The following is a 13,945-nucleotide window of genomic DNA, read 5'->3' as shown; positions in this document are numbered from 1 at the left end:
CCGTACGGACATGGCCGACTTCTCCAGCGATGCGGCGGCCGGCCCGGTCGCCGCCAACCCCTACCCCTGGCCCTTCGATGGCGACCTGCGGCCCGCCAACACGGCACTCATCGTCATCGACATGCAGACGGACTTCTGCGGCATCGGCGGCTATGTGGACCGCATGGGCTACGACCTGTCGCTCACCCGGGCGCCGATCGAGCCCATCGGCCGCGTGCTCGCCGCCATGCGCGCGGGCGGCTACACCATCTTCCACACCCGCGAAGGCCACCGCCCCGACCTGTCCGACCTGCCCGCCAACAAGCGCTGGCGCAGCCAGCGCATCGGCGCGGGCATCGGCGATCCCGGTCCCTGCGGCAAAATTCTGGTGCGCGGCGAGCCGGGCTGGGACATCATTCCCGAGCTGGCGCCGCGGCCCGGCGAGATCATCATCGACAAGCCAGGCAAGGGCTCGTTCTGCGCGACCGATCTGGAACTCATCCTGCATCAGCGCGGCATCCGCAACCTCGTGCTCACCGGCATCACCACCGACGTCTGCGTGCACACCACCATGCGCGAGGCCAACGACCGCGGCTTCGAGTGCCTGCTGCTGGCCGACTGCTGCGGCGCCACCGACGCCACCAACCATGCCGCCGCCCTCAAGATGGTGACCCTGCAGGGCGGCGTCTTCGGCGCGGTAGCCAACTCCGCCGAACTGCTGCGCGCGCTGGAGACGCAAGCATGAGCAGCGCCGACACCCCGCGCAGCTTCACCATCGCCGCACGGCCCGAGCCCTTCCACTGCCGCTCGGACGACACCGCGCTGGTACTCATCGACATGCAGCGCGACTTCATCGAGCCCGGCGGCTTCGGCGAAACCCTGGGCAACAACGTGTCGCTGCTCGCCGCCGCGGTCGAGCCGGCAGCCCGGCTGCTGGCCTGGGCGCGCGAGCACGGCCTGCTGGTCGTGCATACCCGCGAGTCGCACGCGCCCGACCTTTCGGACTGCCCACCCGCCAAGCGCTGCCGCGGCACACCCCGCCTGCGCATCGGCGACGCCGGGCCGATGGGGCGCATCCTGGTGCGGGGCGAACCGGGCAACGGCATCGTCGAAGCCTTGCGGCCCATTGCAGGCGAGGTCGAGATCGACAAGCCCGGCAAGGGCGCGTTCTACAACACGCCCTTGTCGCAGGTGCTGGCTGAGCGCGGCATCCGCAAGCTGATCTTCGGCGGCGTGACCACCGAAGTCTGCGTGCAGACCACCATGCGCGAAGCCAACGACCGCGGCTTCGACGGCCTGCTGGTCGAAGAAGCCACCGCCAGCTACTTCCCCGCGTTCAAGCAGGCCACGCTCGACATGATCGTGGCGCAAGGCGGCATCGTTGGCTGGGTGGCTTCGATCGAAGCCCTACGGCCGCGGTGATCCGCCGCAAGCCGCGTTTTTGCTCGGGGGAAGAAAGCAAGGACGTGACGCTGCTGTCGCCATCATGACGAGCAAGCCGCGCCCCTCAAGCGGTCCAGTCGCTCGCGAACTTCTCGGCTTGCTGGAGCACCAGTTCCACCGCCACCGGCTGCTGATCGGGCGGGTACTTCCACTTCTGCAACGTGCGGCGCACCAGGATGCGCAGACGCGCACGCACGCTTTCCCGCACCTGCCAGTCCACCGTGGTGCTGGCACGCAGTTTCTCGGTGATCTCGACGGCGATCTTCTTCAGGATGTCGTCGCCCAGCTCGCGCACCGCGCTCTCGTTGTTGGCCAGGGCGTCGTAGAACGCGATCTCGTCGGGGCTCAGGCCCAGCGCGGCCTCGCGCTCCAGCACCGCCTGGAACTCCTTGGCCATCTCGATCAGCTCTTCGATCACCTGCGCCGTCTCGATGGCCCGGTTGTGGTACTTGCGCAGGGTCTCCAGCAGGCGGTCGCCGTACTTCTTCTCTTGAACCACGTTGTTGCGCGCCCGCGCCTTGATCTCGTCGCGCAACAACTTTTCGAGCAGTTCCACGGCCAGGTTCCTGGTCTTCATCTGCCGCACGTCTTCGAGGAACTCTTCTGACAACAAGCCGATGTTGGGTTTGTCGAGCCCCGCCAGCGCAAAGATGTCGGCCACGCCATCGGCCACGATGGCGTTGTCCAGGATCTGCTTGAGCGCACTGCTTTTCTCCGCATCGCTGCGCTTCTTGTCCACCGTGGTGAACTTGTTGATGGCCGCCTTGATGGCCGCGAAGAACGCGATCTCCTGGCGCAGCGCGATGGCCTCGTCCAGCGTGCCGCAGAGCGAAAACGCCTTGCTCACCGCCGTCATGGTGTCCAGGAAGCGCGTCTTGCCGTCCTTCTGGCCCAGGATGTGTTCCGCCGCGGGCACCAGCAGCGGTACGGCGTTGGTCGTGAACGCGCTGTAGTCCAAGCCGTGCATCAGGCCGCGCACGATGTCCATCTTCTCCAGCAGCACCGCCAGCGCCTCGGCCGCGTTGTGCGCCGGGTCGCCCTTGCCCTTGGAGTCGGTGTAGTCCTTCAGCGCCGCCTTCAGCTCGTTGGCAATGCCGATGTAGTCCACCACCAGGCCGCCGGGCTTGTTCTTGAATACCCGGTTCACCCGCGCAATGGCCTGCATCAGGTTGTGGCCCTTCATGGGTTTGTCCACGTACATGGTGTGGCACGACGGCGCGTCAAAACCGGTCAGCCACATGTCGCGCACGATCACCAGCTTCAGCGAGTCCTTCGGGTCCTTGAAGCGCTTCTCCAGCCGCCTCTTCACCTGGTTCGTGTAGATGTGCGGTTGCAGGAGCGCCTTGTCGGCGGCCGATCCGGTCATCACCACCTTGATGACGCCTTGTTCCGGGTCGGTGCTGTGCCAGTCGGGTCGCAGCGCCACGATGGCGTTGTAGAGCTGCACGCAAATCTCGCGGCTCATGCAGACGATCATGGCCTTGCCGTCGATGACGCTGATACGCGCCTCGAAGTGCTGCACCAAGTCCTTGGCCACCTGCTGCAGGCGCGGCTCGGCGCCCACCAGCTTCTCCAGTGCCGCCCATTCGCTTTTGGACTTTTCGCGGACGGCCACGTCTTCTTCGTCTTCAAAGACCTCGTCCACCTGCGCATTGAGCGCGTCGATCTCGGCCTGCTTCACGTCCAGCTTGGCCAGGCGGCTTTCGTAAAAGATCGGCACCGTCGCACCGTCGTCCACCGCGTCCTGGATGTCGTAGATGCTGACGTAGTCGCCAAACACCGCGCGGGTGTCTTTGTCTTCCAGCGCGATGGGCGTACCGGTGAAGCCGATGAAGGTGGCGTTCTTCAGCGCGTCGCGCAGGTGCTTGGCGTAGCCGTAAACGTACTTACCGGTCTTGGTGTCCAGCCGGCCCTTCATGCCGTACTGGCTGCGGTGCGCCTCGTCCGACATCACCACAATGTTTGATCGACCCGACAGCAACGGGTGCGCGGCTTCACCCTCCAGCAAGGCGAACTTCTGCACCGTGGTGAAGATGATGCCGCCCGCCTCGCGCGAGGCCAGCATGTCGCGCAGCTCGTCGCGCCCGGTGGCCTGCACCGGCGTGGTTCGCAGCAGGTCGCTGGCGGCGCTGAAGGTGCCGAACAACTGGCCGTCCAGGTCGTTGCGGTCGGTCACCACCACCAGGGTGGGGTTCTTCATCTCGGGCTGCGGCAGCAGCTTGCCCGCGTAGCAGGCCATGGTGATGCTCTTGCCCGAGCCCTGCGTGTGCCACACCACGCCCGCCTTGCGCGAGCCCGGTTGCACCTCGCGGCCGTAGGTGGCGCGTTCTTCGCGCACCTCCAGCAAGCCCCTGTCGGCGTCCTGCGCGGCGATCACGGTGGCGCGCACCGCCTCGCGCACCGCGTGGAACTGGTGGTAGCCCGCGATCTTCTTGACGATGCGGTCCCCGTCCTGCTCGAACAGCACAAAGTGCCGCACGTAGTCCAGAAACAGCTCGGGCTTGAAGAAGCCGCGCACCAGCGTCTCCAGCTCCATCTGCAGGCGCGGGCGGTCGTTCTCGTTGGCAATGGTGCGCCAGGGCAGCATGCGCTCGGCATCGGCCGTGAGCGAACCCACCCGGGCGGTGAAGCCATCGCTGATCACCAGCGCCGCGTTGCCGTTGAACAGGTCGGCCGCTTCATCCTTGTAGGTCTGCAGCTGGTTGAACGCGTCCCAGATGTCGGTCTGCTCGTTGGACGGATTCTTCAGCTCGATCACCGCGAGCGGCAGCCCGTTGACGAACACCACCAGATCCGGCCGGCGCGGCTGCTTGCTGCCCGCCACGGTGAACTGGTTGACCACCAGAAACTCGTTGTTCGATGGCTGGGCAAAGTCGATCAAGCTGACCAGATCGCTGACCTTGCCCTCGCCATCGGCCTGGGCAAAGCTCACGTCCACCCCGCCCAGCAGCAGCCGGTGCACCGCCCGGTTGCGCACCACCAGCAACGGCTCGCTCACCGTCTGCAGCGTGTGCGCCGCCTGCTCCAGCGCGGCGGCCGGAATCTGCGGGTTGATGCGCGCCAGCGCCGCCAGCAGCCGCTCGCGCAGGATCACCTGCCCAAAGTCCGCCCGCTCGGGCCGGTCGCCTTCGGGCGCAATGTCTGGTCCGTGGGCGAATTGCCAGCCCGTCTGCTGGAACCAGCCGATGCACAGGTCTTCGAGTTGTTGTTCGTTCAGCATGATGGAGCACCGGAACTTTGAAAGCTTGCGTTAAAGCACATAAGTTGTTGATTTTTATTGTTTTTCCCACGCCCAGTCGGACGATTCAGGTTTGCGTTAAAGCACCTTTCCATCCTGAGCCTCCTGTGCCACCGAACTGGTCGTGCAATACGCTTGCCTTTCGTGAGTCGGGGTCGTCGGGAACGCCAAGCTCAATGTCTTCTGGCGCACCATGGGCGTCAGATACTCGTTTCTCAAGGAAGACGGCTTGCGGTTGAGGAGTTCCGCCAAGGCATTCAATGTCAGATAGTGCCCGGCGCAAACCGCCAAAACGGCTGCCTCAAAGCTTTCCCGATCCAGCTTCTTTTTTTGCCTTGGTTCGGCTGCCAGCTCTTCAAGCCTTGTCCGCAAGGATGGCGACAGTGAGTTCAAGTCGCTGATGACGGGCAACGGCAGCTGATCTGTGACCAGATAGCCATCTTCATCCCGTTGCTGGTCGGAAGTTGAGGAGCTACCCGTCAAAACTGAGGAGCTCGCGCTCAAAACTGAGGAGCTACCGTCCAAACCTGAGGAGCTGGGACCGACGGCCTGAGAAGGAGGCCCAAACACATCATCCGGAGTCGGTAAATGCTGGCCCGGCAGAAAATACACCGCCCCTCGGCCCGATCCCGTTGAATCCAGCATCCCTAGCTGGGTTAGGTGCTGCAACGTACGGGTCAACTCCACCGGGTGGGCGGAGGATACCGTGCACAGGCGTGCGTGGTTGACGGTGCCCTCACTACCCGTGAGCGCCAGGGCCACGCGCTCCTCATGTTTAAGCTGATCAAACTGAGCGCCAAAACGGGCGCGCAAATCAGCGATCACCTCGACCGGGAACAGATCGATCATCCGCAACTCCAGCAGCGTCTGGTTGTAAGGCGTAGACGACTCGTACAGCTTGGGCGGATTCCAGTGCTGCGAATTCCAGCCCTGGAGGATGCGCGGAATGCCCGTTCCGGCCTGTTCACCCACACCGACAAAGCGGAACATCTTGTGCAGGTTCCGGTTGCGGCAGTCCGGCTCCCCGCCGTGCAAAGCCACCTCCACCGGAATGCGCATCAAGCCCGGGTTGCGAAACCCGAACATGTCCGGCCGCTTGACCACCAGGACCGATGCCCGCTCGCTGTAATCGGCGTGGACCAGCACATTGGCCAACGCCTCGCGCAGCGCCACGTGCACAGGGGTCTCGTCCTGCCGCTCACCTTTCTCCAACTGAAAAGGAACTTTCAGATCGGCCGTGAGCTTCAGGTAGACCTTACGGTAGAAGTCGTACAGGTTGCCGGACCATTTGCCATCCAGCGTCAGCCTGTCCACCCACCGGCGCTCTGCCTTGGCCATTGGACGCTCCTGATAGTCCAGCACGTAGTTGGGCAACACTTCCTGGACAACGCTCATCTGACCGAACATGAGCAAACCTGCCAAGGTCAGACCAGCGTCCCCGGTTTCCCGATCCATGCGCCAACCGCCAATGCGGCGCAAAAAGGCTTGGTCGTTCTCTTCGTTCCAGGGATGACCCGGGTCGCGGTTAGCGAACACCTGGCGATAGGCCCGGAAGCTGCCCATGTCCAGGTCGTCAAAGCCAAAGTTGCGCAAAATGCGGTCATCCCGACTGTCCTCTACCTGCTCGGCCAGCATGCGCTTGACGTCTTCGTCTGCCAGCGGCCGGTCGCCCTCGTTCAAGCGCCGGTAGGTGTTGCCGCCCAAGGGGTTGGTGGTGAGGTACACCGGGCGCTGCTGCCGCCGGGCGCGCGGAATCTCCACCACTAGTACAACATCCCTGAAATACCGTTACATAGAGAGGGGCATGAAGTAGACTGTTTGGCCATGAGTCGTGAGCGCGTGGCATCAGTCATCAAGTTGTCGAGGAAGGATCAGGCGAAGCTGCGAGATACGCTGCGTCGGGGTACGGCGCCGCAGCGCGACGCGCTGCGAGCGCGGATCGCGTTGCTGCTCCACGATGGACACACGATCTCGTCGATCGCATCGACGTTGCAGGTGTCGCGGCCGACCGTGATGCGCTGGCGAGAGCGGCTTGCGCAATCGGGTGTGGAAGGCCTGCACGAGGGGCTGCGCCCGGGCCGACCTCGACAGATTGACCCGGCGCAGCGTTTGCAACTGCTGGCGCTAGCGTGCGAGACCGGCGAGGATCGCGCCGGGACGCTGCCGACGCTGGATGAGTTGTGCGTGCGCGCAGTGGAGCGAGGCGTGGTCAAGCACATCAGCCGTAGCCACTTGCAGCGCATTTTGCAGGCTGGCGACGTGCGGCCGCACCGCGTTCGGCAATGGTTGCATTCGCCCGACCCGCAATTCCGCGAGAAGGTCAACGCGATTTGCGCGCTGTACCGGCGCGCGCCCAAGGGCAGCGTGGTGCTGAGCGTCGATGAGAAGACCGGCATCCAGGCCATCGAGCGCAAGCATGCGGATCGCCACGCGCAACCCGGGCGACTGCGCCGCCACGAATTCGAATACATCCGCCACGGTACACAGGCGCTGACCGCGGCGCTGGACGTGCATACCGGCCGTGTGCTGGGGCGCTGTACCGATCGCCGCACCCAGGCCGACCTCGTGGCTTTCATGGAAGACGTCGCGCGCGCATATCCCAGCGGGCCCGTGCATGTCATCTGGGACAACCTCAATACCCATCGCGCCTGGGGCGTGTGGCAGGCGTTCAATGCCCGACACGGCGGACGCTTCGTCTTTCACTACACCCCGCTGCATGCCAGTTGGGTCAACCAGATCGAGTTGCTGTTCGGCATCTACGCCCGCCGGGTGCTGCGCCGTGCCAGCCACATCTCGGTGCACCATCTGCGCGAGCGCACCGAGGACTTCATTGCCCAGCGCAACCTCGATCCGCGACCGTTCCGCTGGACGTTTGCAGGCTTCGAGTTGCAAACTGGGGAGCCTAGGCATCACGTCCATTGCTCTCGCCATGACCGCACCCCTCGTCCCCGACCCCGCCAGTGAATTGCAGGGCTTGCTCGCCCAGTTGACCGGGCACGCCGCCGCCCGAGTGCGCCGCTATGGCAAGCATCTGCTCATCCAGATGCAGCGCGACGAATCCCTCGACACCGTCGCCCGATTGACCGAGACAGGGCGCGACCACTACGTGGCTGCCTTTCGAACCCATTCAGGGCGTTGGGAGCCACTGCCCGCCTCCGGCAACCTGCACCAAACCGCCGAGATCGTGGTCGCCATGCTGGCGCCATACCTTGATCCTGAGCTGTAACTCTATTTAAGGGATGTTGTACTAGCAAGGTCTTGCCGTCCACCACCCACTCGCGCACGTGGGCATCGGTCAACAGGTTGACGCTGACCTTCTGGCGGTTGTTGAGGTTGTTGAACAGCTCGGTTCGCACCTTCTCGGCGTTCGCTATGCCCGCTGGCTCAAAGCGCCCCTGGCGCTCGCGCAGCCCCAGCACCACCACACCGCCATCGGCGTTGGCCATGGCGCTGTAGGTGGGCCAGAAGTCGTCCGGCAAGGCGCCCTGCCCATCGCGGCCGTTGGCCAGCTTGCATTCGAGCGAAACGGATTCGCGCAGCAGCGACAAGTCTTCGAGCGATTGAAGATCGATCATGGGTTGCCCTTGTCGATGCGCGTCGCTCACGCGGTGGCTTCTGCCTCGGCGGGCTGGACTTGAAGTTCACCCGAGAGGAGCTTGGGAAGAACGGTGTCGCGCATTTCAGATAGAAGCGCAGACTCCTTTTGCCTTGCCAAGATTTCACTGAATAGCGGTTCAACAATCACACTAAATTCTTCCAGCACATTGAATGCGGGAGCGAGAACACTCACCTTCGAAAAGGTAGAGGTATTCATGTTTAACGTTGCACTGCCTCCACTAGCCAAATCGTGAAATTCCTTTTCTTTCTCCATCATCTGGAAGTATAGGTAGGCGGTGTATTGAGGATGCCTTGGAACAATGCTATTTATTTGTTGGTTTGTTTGCGATGGTTCGTGGGTTATGACCACCTTGCCAACTGTCGCGATGCAGCTCACACTAATCGAACCAGACGGAATCGTCTTCTTTGCTTGTGAGGTTGCGCCACTCATCGACAACTGTTCCGATGGGCTTACAACATACACGCTGTGGTGCATGTCCGGAATTTTTATGAATGGAATACCTTTACCAAAGAACTCGGGGTTCATTTTGGATGGGGTTTTCCCACAAACGACATCTCCGAACTGATTGATTTGATTGATTGCCCATCCCTTCGGAATCTCCCCCAGTTCCGAGTCCTCCATCTCATCCGGAAACAGCGCGGCGGTGGCGGCGAGGGGGGCGAACTGGTCGGGGGGCAGGGTGTCGAGTTCGGCGTCGGGCTTGCCGCTGATGGCGGTCATCGCGGCGCGCAGCGGGTCGCGGCCTTCGGCCTTGGCGGCGATCTTGGCTTTGACGGGGTCGAAATCGACAAACCACGATTTGAAGATGGCTTGCGCCATAGCTTCGAGGGTTTGGTTGATGCGGTGGTTGATGTCAATCTTCTGGTCAATAGAGCACACCGTGCTCACTATCGCGTCCTGGAGCGCCCTTGTGGGAACCCGTAGCGACATGCCATAGATGTAGTTTCGATTTAGCGAAGGCTGTGCGCTGCCAGAGTTGAATCTAGCGAGATCCAGCTCAGCCAGCTTGTAGTACACGAACAGTGGATTGTTTCCCTGGAAGTCCGTGACATACATACAAGTGTTGTGTGGCCAGAAGTCCTGCTCGCAGTAGTGGACCCTGCCCATTGACGCACCGCTGCGTCCGATAACGACGCCCGGGCCAACCGCCTTGTACTCATGGTGATTTCCGTTAGGCCCAGCTGACCCCATGACTGGAAATGGCCCGGGTCGTTGCTCGCTCGCAGTGAGATCGTGACCTCGCTGTAGTCGAACAAACTCACCGAGCGTCAACTCACGCCAGTCAGACTGCATATCCCAACCCCGCCAAGTTCTTCTTGATCTCGCCCTCCAGCTTCGCGCTCTCCGCGAACTGTTCCGCCAACTGCGTCGTCAGCCGCGCCATCTTGTCGGCGAAGGCTTCGGCGTCTTCGGCCTGGTCTTCAGCGCCCACGTAGCGCCCCGGGGTCAGCACGTGTTCGTGCTTGCGGATGTCGTCCAGGCTGGCTGAGTAGCAGAAGCCGGGAATGTTTTGGTAAGCCCCCTCACCCCCGCCCTCTCCCCCCTGGGGCGAGGGGGCCGATTGCTGCCAGGCGTGGAAGGTGTCGGCGATCTTCTGGATGTCGGCGTCGGTGAAGTCGCGCAGCACGCGGTCTTTCATGTAGCCCATCTGGCGGGCGTCGATGAAGAGGAACTGCTTGCGCCGGTCGCGCTTCTTTTTGCTGAGGTTGAAGCCGTTGGCCTTGTCGCGGGTGAGGAACCAGATGCAGGCGGGGATCTGCGTGTTGGTGAAGAGCTGGCCAGGCAGGGCGACCATGCACTCGACGTAGTCGTCTTCCACCAGCCGCTTGCGGATTTCGCCCTCAAAGTTGGTGTTGCTGCTCATGGAGCCGTTGGCCAGCAGCAGGGCCATGCTGCCGGTGGGCGCCAGGTGGTAGAGCATGTGCTGCAGCCAGGCGAAGTTGGCGTTGCCCTGGGGCGGGGTGCCGGCGATCCAGCGCGGGTCTTTCTCCAGCTTGGCGTTCCACCACTCCTTCATGTTGAAGGGGGGGTTGGCCATGACGTAGTCGGCCCGCAGGTCGGGGTGCAGGTCGTTCAGCAGGGTGTCGGCAGGGCCGGGGCCGAAGTTGAAGTCGATGCCGCGGATGGCCATGTTCATGGCCGCGAGCTTCCAGGTGGTGGGGTTGCTCTCTTGGCCGTAGACGCTGATCTGGCCGCTGGCCTTGTTGCCCTGGTTTTGGGCGGCCACCCCCGCGTGCTGCTCGATGAAGTCTTCGCTCTGCACAAAGAAGCCGCCGGAGCCCATGGCCGGGTCGTACACACGGCCTTTGAAGGGCTGGAGCATGTTGACGATGAGGCCGACGATGGCCTTGGGCGTGTAGTACTGGCCGCCCTTCTTGCCTTCGGCCAGCGCGAATTGGCCGAGGAAGTATTCGTACACATGGCCCAGGATGTCTTTGGCCTTGAGGTTGAGCGGCTGGCCCCGGTGTTCGGTGGCGTGGAAATTGGTGTCGGAGAACAGGGCGATGAGGTCGGCCAGCTTGGGCGACTCGATCTGCGAGTTGACGAAGGTCTTGTTGAGGACGTTCTTGAGCTTGGGGTTTTCGCGCTCGATGGCTTCCATGGCGTTGTCGATAAGCCAGCCCACGGTGCGCATTTTCTCGGGCTCGGCCTTGCCCGGCTGAGGCCACGGCAGGGCCGCGCCGGGCGGCAGCTGGGCGCAGTTCACCAGGGTTTGCCAGCGGGCTTCCAGCGGCACCCAGAAGACGTTTTTTTCGGTGTAGTAGTCGCGCACTTCCAGCTCGGCGGCGATGTGGCCGTCGTAGTCGTCGGCGTAGTCCAGCGGCGCCATGTAGTAATCATGGTCGGGGTTCTTGAATTGCCCGCGCAGCGCCTTCTGCCGTTCTTCAAACGCGTCGGACACGTACTTGATGAAGAGCAGGCCGAGCACGATGTGCTTGTAGACGGCGGCGTCCAGGCTGGGAAGCAGCTTGTTGGCGGCGGTCCAGAGCTTTTTTTCGAGGTCGTTGAAGAAGTCTTGCTCAACTGCTTGCATGATGACGTGTTGTGGGTGTGCCAGAAACGCCAATGCCCGGAAGGCCGGGCATTGGGGGGTCAGTAAAGTTGGTTCATGGTGCCGCGCGCGGGCGGGCAGACTCACACATCCAGATTCGCCGCCCGCAGGGCGTTGGTTTCGATGAAGTCGCGGCGGGGTTCGACTTCGTCGCCCATGAGCATGGTGAACACGCGGTCGGCTTCGATGGCGTCGTCGATCTGCACGCGCAGCAGGCGGCGCACGGCCGGGTCCATGGTGGTTTCCCAGAGCTGCTCGGGGTTCATTTCGCCCAGGCCTTTGTAGCGCTGGCGGCCGACGGTGTTTTCGGCCTGGCGGATGAGCCAGTCCATGGCTTCGCGGAAGCTGGCCACTGGGGCTTCCTTGGCGTTGTCGCCGTTGCCGCGGCGCACGGTGGAGCCTGCGGCGATGAGGCCGTGGAAGGTCTGTGCGGCCTGCGCCAGCACGGCGTAGTCGGCGCCGTGGACGAAGTCGGCGTGCAGCACGGTGGATTTGAGGTTGCCGTGGTGTCGGCGCACGATGCGCAGATAGGGCTTTTCGGTGCGCGGATCGACCTCGGCCAGCACCTGCGGCGCTTCGCCATGGTCGGTGTGCTGCGCCAGATAGGCGGCCAGCGCGTCGGCGCTGGACTGCGCAGCATGGTCGAGGTCGATCGCCACGCCATCGACGATGGCGCGCAATGCCTGCTCGTCCATGAACACGCCCAGACGGGCGATCACGGCCTCGGCCAGGACGTGCTGGCGGGCGAGCTGTTCGAGGGTTTCGCCCGCCAGGGGCGCGGGGGTGTCGGGGCGGTGGATGGCGGCGTCTTTGAGCGCCACGCGCAGCAGGTAGGCGTCGAGTTCGGAGCCGTCTTTCAGATACTGCTCGTCCTTGCCGTGCTTGACTTTGTAGAGCGGCGGCTGGGCGATGTAGATGTGCCCGCGTTCGACGATCTCGGGCATCTGGCGGAAGAAGAAGGTGAGCAGCAGGGTGCGGATGTGGGCGCCGTCCACGTCGGCATCGGTCATGATGATGATGCGGTGGTAGCGCAGCTTGTCGATGTTGAAATCGTCCTTGCCGATGCTGGTGCCCATCGCGGTGATGAGCGTGAGAATTTCGTTGCTGGTGAGCAGCTTTTCGAACCGTGCCTTTTCGACGTTGAGGATCTTGCCGCGCAGCGGCAGGATGGCCTGGAATTTGCGGTCGCGGCCCTGTTTGGCCGAGCCGCCGGCGGAGTCGCCCTCCACCAGGTAGAGCTCGCAAAGGGCGGGGTCTTTTTCCTGGCAGTCGGCCAGTTTGCCGGGCAGGCCCAGGCCGTCCATCACGCCTTTGCGGCGGGTCATTTCACGCGCCTTGCGCGCGGCTTCGCGGGCCCGGGCGGCGTCGATGATCTTGCCGCAGATGATCTTGGCATCAACGGGGGTTTCGAGCAGGTAGTCGGACAGGGCCTTGGCCACGAGGTCTTCGACCGGGCCGCGCACTTCGCTCGACACCAGCTTGTCCTTGGTCTGGCTGCTGAACTTGGGATCGGGCACTTTGACCGACAGCACGCAGGTGAGGCCTTCGCGCATGTCGTCGCCGCTGATCTCGACCTTGGCTTTCTTGGCCAGTTCGTTGTCGTCGATGTATTTGTTGATGACCCGGGTCATCGCCGCGCGCAGGCCGGTGAGGTGGGTGCCGCCGTCGCGCTGGGGAATGTTGTTGGTGAAGCACTGCACCGTCTCGGCGTAGCCGTCGTTCCACTGCATGGCGACTTCCACGCTGATGGTGGTGCCTACCTCGGAAGCCTTTTCAGCCTGAGCGTAAAAGATGCTGGGATGCAGCACGGTCTTGCCGCGGTTGATGTATTCGACAAAGCCTTTCACGCCGCCGGAGAAGGCGAAGTTCTCCTCCTTGCCCTGACGCTCGTCGATCAGGCGGATCTTGACGCCGTGGTTGAGAAAGGACAGCTCGCGCAGGCGCTTGGCCAGCACTTCGTAATGGAAGTCGACGGTGGTGAAAATCTCGGTATCGGGCAGGAAGTGCACTTCGGTGCCGCGCTTGTCGGTCTTGCCGGTAACAGGCGCCGCGGAAACCTGCACGCCGTCGATGTCTTGAATCTGCCGGTTCTGCAGCGCGCCGCGGGCGAATTCGAGGGTATGCACCTCGCCATCGCGGCGCACGACCAGGCGCAGCCATTGCGACAGGGCATTGACGCAGCTCACGCCCACGCCGTGCAGGCCGCCAGAGACCTTGTAGCTGTTCTGGTTGAACTTGCCGCCGGCGTGCAGCTCGGTGAGGGCGATTTCGGCCGCGCTGCGCTTGGGCTCGTGCTTGTCGTCCATCTTGACGCCGGTGGGAATGCCCCGCCCGTTGTCGGACACGCTGATGGAGTTGTCGGAGTGGATGGTGACGACGATGTCGTCACAGAACCCGGCCAGGGCTTCGTCGATGGAGTTGTCGACGACTTCGAACACCAGGTGGTGCAGACCGGTGCCGTCGGACGTGTCGCCGATGTACATGCCGGGACGTTTGCGTACCGCTTCGAGTCCTTCCAGGATTTGAATGGAGTTTTCGCTGTAGCTGTCGTTCTTCGGTTCGTTCATCAGACACTTTCAAAAACGGATTCCATGGGCCTCCATGGAAAAAATCG

General features: G+C 63.1%; 10 protein-coding genes. 5 read left to right on the top strand and 5 right to left on the bottom strand.

All coding sequences use genetic code 11. From position 1 onward, the window contains the following. The first annotated feature begins 10 nt into the window (after nucleotides 1-10). Together biuH and BVH73_RS08310 are read left to right on the top strand one after the other, a co-directional pair. Entirely contained in the window at nucleotides 11-724 is a 714-nt protein-coding gene (biuH, locus tag BVH73_RS08315; RefSeq protein WP_079417747.1) for a biuret amidohydrolase, read from the top strand. Continuing rightward, nucleotides 721-1,401 carry a cysteine hydrolase family protein gene (locus BVH73_RS08310; protein ID WP_079417745.1) on the top strand — a complete coding sequence of 227 codons (681 nt, stop codon included), beginning with the start codon at nucleotides 721-723 and terminating at the stop codon, nucleotides 1,399-1,401. The genes biuH and BVH73_RS08310 overlap by 4 nt, the downstream gene beginning before the upstream one ends. Nucleotides 1,402-1,486: 85 nt before the next feature. Here BVH73_RS08310 and BVH73_RS08305 read toward each other — a convergent pair whose 3' ends face one another. Further along, nucleotides 1,487-4,642 (bottom strand): type I restriction endonuclease subunit R, encoded by a 3,156-nt coding sequence (locus BVH73_RS08305; RefSeq protein WP_079417743.1) that lies wholly within the window; start codon nucleotides 4,640-4,642, stop codon nucleotides 1,487-1,489. A gap of 96 nt (nucleotides 4,643-4,738) precedes the next feature. After that, entirely contained in the window at nucleotides 4,739-6,385 is a 1,647-nt protein-coding gene (locus BVH73_RS08300; protein ID WP_154048456.1) for an ATP-binding protein, read from the bottom strand. A gap of 99 nt (nucleotides 6,386-6,484) precedes the next feature. Between BVH73_RS08300 and BVH73_RS08295 the strand changes: the two genes are divergently transcribed. Genes BVH73_RS08295 through BVH73_RS15765 form a run of 3 tightly spaced genes read left to right on the top strand, consistent with a single transcriptional unit; the run spans nucleotide 6,485 to nucleotide 8,298 of the window. Continuing rightward, nucleotides 6,485-7,624, top strand: a complete 1,140-nt coding sequence (locus tag BVH73_RS08295; RefSeq protein WP_013105975.1) for an IS630-like element ISThsp15 family transposase — start codon at nucleotides 6,485-6,487, stop codon at nucleotides 7,622-7,624. Beyond that, nucleotides 7,590-7,886: a hypothetical protein gene (locus BVH73_RS08290; RefSeq protein WP_013105976.1), complete on the top strand. Its 297-nt coding sequence runs from the start codon at nucleotides 7,590-7,592 to the stop codon at nucleotides 7,884-7,886. The genes BVH73_RS08295 and BVH73_RS08290 overlap by 35 nt, the downstream gene beginning before the upstream one ends. A 58-nt stretch (nucleotides 7,887-7,944) precedes the next feature. Continuing rightward, complete coding sequence (locus BVH73_RS15765) at nucleotides 7,945-8,298, top strand: hypothetical protein (RefSeq protein WP_154048455.1); 354 nt, start codon at nucleotides 7,945-7,947, stop codon at nucleotides 8,296-8,298. On the opposite strand, the gene BVH73_RS08280 is transcribed toward BVH73_RS15765, so the two are convergent. From BVH73_RS08280 to gyrB, 3 genes are all read right to left on the bottom strand, one after another. Next, on the bottom strand, nucleotides 8,262-9,572 hold the full coding sequence (locus BVH73_RS08280) for a restriction endonuclease subunit S (RefSeq protein WP_079417739.1): 1,311 nt from the start codon (nucleotides 9,570-9,572) through the stop codon (nucleotides 8,262-8,264). The genes BVH73_RS15765 and BVH73_RS08280 overlap by 37 nt on opposite strands. Next, nucleotides 9,562-11,313 carry a class I SAM-dependent DNA methyltransferase gene (locus BVH73_RS08275; protein WP_079417737.1) on the bottom strand — a complete coding sequence of 584 codons (1,752 nt, stop codon included), beginning with the start codon at nucleotides 11,311-11,313 and terminating at the stop codon, nucleotides 9,562-9,564. Before BVH73_RS08275 ends, BVH73_RS08280 begins: the two co-directional genes overlap by 11 nt. Before the next feature lie 101 nt (nucleotides 11,314-11,414). Next, nucleotides 11,415-13,898, bottom strand: a complete 2,484-nt coding sequence (gene gyrB, locus BVH73_RS08270) for a DNA topoisomerase (ATP-hydrolyzing) subunit B (RefSeq protein ID WP_079417735.1) — start codon at nucleotides 13,896-13,898, stop codon at nucleotides 11,415-11,417. Nucleotides 13,899-13,945 lie beyond the last annotated feature (47 nt).

This window comes from Thiomonas intermedia (assembly GCF_002028405.1).
GTDB classification, from domain to species: Bacteria; Pseudomonadota; Gammaproteobacteria; order Burkholderiales; family Burkholderiaceae_C; genus Thiomonas; species Thiomonas intermedia.
This window is presented reverse-complemented; position numbering and strand designations above follow the sequence as displayed.